The sequence below is a fragment of the Klebsiella sp. 141240 genome (genome assembly GCF_050600805.1).
GTDB lineage: Bacteria > Pseudomonadota > Gammaproteobacteria > Enterobacterales > Enterobacteriaceae > Klebsiella > Klebsiella aerogenes.
The window spans coordinates 1-2,028 of record NZ_JAQIRK010000045.1 but is presented as its reverse complement, the minus strand read 5'-3'; the positions used below and the strand labels follow the sequence as shown (position 1 = coordinate 2,028).

Here is a 2,028-nt window from a genome sequence, read left to right as displayed (position 1 = left end):
CTGAAAATGCCGGCCTTTGAATGGGTTCATGTGCAGCTCCATCAGCAAAAGGGGATGATAAGTTTATCACCACCGACTATTTGCAACAGTGCCACTTGACCTGATAGTTTGGCTGTGAGCAATTATGTGCTTAGTGCATCTAACGTCAAAATCAGCGGCGCGTTTTTATGCGTCCGCTGGATTTACTTGTTGTGCGGCGTCGCAGACTCATTGAGCAACCTTTTTGCCTGCGCAATTACAGTTCTCGGAAGCTCGATATTCAGAGGTTCTGTCACGCTCTTGAACAATTCGAGACTCCACGTCCACGTTTGATGATAGGCTGCACATAGTGCTCTTGGTTCTGCACTGCTTGTGCATGCCAGATAGCGATTATACGAGTCCTCCGAGATATCCTTTTCGAGCGCGCGTGAAGGTGTCGGCCAGTGGTCTGTTGCCCCTTCGTGGAGTCGAACCAGCTTGAGTAGGTTTTCATGTGCTTTGCTGAGCAAAGCCCAGGCGCGAGCGTACTCTCCCCGATTTAAAAGATTGGCCCCAAAGAGCATCAGGCTGATGAGGTTCAACACAAGCCCTTCCACCAGCGGCGCGCCTTCACGTATCGGGGGACCGCCCACGAGAGCGCTTGCGTACCTTGACAACTCTCCTGATCGGTCCAACAAAACAGCCGCCTCAAGCGAGGGAAACCACCCATAGCCTTGCCAAGTGGAAATGACCGGTATGTCCGATTTTCGCATGAAATGGAATTCACCGCGAATGCCGTTTTCAAAAAGTGCGGTGTGGTGGCCGAAGTCGTCCGGAAAGTAAGCAGCAACCGGACTTACGGCATTAAGCCACGAGCGCTGATCGAAATTTTCAAAATGGTCATCCTGGATGAACACTGCGAATTCGATATCAGAGAACTCGTCACCCTCTCCGATAGCAAATGAGCCGAACATCAATGCCGCGATTATTCGTGCATCCTCATGACAACCTTCCTTGAAGAGTTCGATCATTTTCAGTTGAAGCATAGAAATATCCTTTTATTGAAGCCACAGATTATGAGGAAAGGTATACGCAGATTTTTGTTTTTTTTCGTCAGCACAACGCCGGAGTTAAGCCGCCGCGCGTAGCGCGGTCGGCTTGAACGAATTGTTAGACATCATTTACCAACTGACTTGATGATCTCGCCTTTCACAAAGCGAATAAATTCTTCCAAGTGATCTGCGCGTGAGGCCAAGTGATCTTCTTTTTGTCCCAGATAAGCTTGCTTAGCTTCAAGTAAGACGGGCTGATACTGGGCAGGTAGGCGTTTTATTGCCCAGTCGGCAGCGACATCCTTCGGCGCGATTTTGCCGGTTATTGCGCTGTACCAAATGCGGGACAACGTAAGCACTACATTTCGCTCATCGCCGGCCCAGTCGGGCTGCGAGTTCCATAGCTTCAAGGTTTCCCTCAGCGCCTCGAATAGATCCTGTTCAGGAACCGGGTCAAAGAATTCCTCCGCTGCCGGACCTACCAAGGCAACGCTATGTTCTCTTGCTTTTGTAAGCAGGATAGCTAGATCAATGTCGATCATGGCTGGCTCGAAGATACCCGCAAGAATGTCATTGCGCTGCCATTCTCCAAATTGCAGTTCGCGCTTAGCTGGATAACGCCACGGAATGATGTCGTCGTGCACAACAATGGTGACTTCTACAGCGCGGAGAATCTCGCTCTCTCCAGGGGAAGCCGAAGTTTCCAAAAGGTCGTTGATCAAAGCTCGCCGCGTTGTTTCATCAAGCCTTACGGTCACCGTAACCAGCAAATCAATATCGCTGTATGGCTTCAGGCCGCCATCCACTGCGGAGCCGTACAAATGCACGGCCAGCAACGTTGATTCCAGATGGCGCTCAATGACGCTTAGCACCTCTGATAGTTGGTTCGAAATTTCGATGGTCACCGCTACCCTCATGATGTCTAACTTTGTTTTAGGGCGACTGCCCTGCTGCGTAACATCGTTGCTGCTCCATAACATCAAACATCGACCCACGGCGTAACGCGCTTGCTGCTTGG

At 50.6% G+C, this 2,028-nt stretch carries 1 protein-coding gene and 1 pseudogene; both read right to left on the bottom strand.

The genetic code is table 11. From position 1 onward, the window contains the following. Window positions 1-182: 182 nt before the first annotated feature. Entirely contained in the window at window positions 183-1,004 is an 822-nt protein-coding gene (gene lnu(F), locus PGQ95_RS26200) for a lincosamide nucleotidyltransferase Lnu(F) (protein WP_000939727.1), read from the bottom strand. An 84-nt stretch (window positions 1,005-1,088) separates the two neighbouring features. After that, window positions 1,089-1,927, bottom strand: a pseudogene (locus PGQ95_RS26195) (AadA family aminoglycoside 3''-O-nucleotidyltransferase). Between the last annotated feature and the right edge of the window lie 101 nt (window positions 1,928-2,028).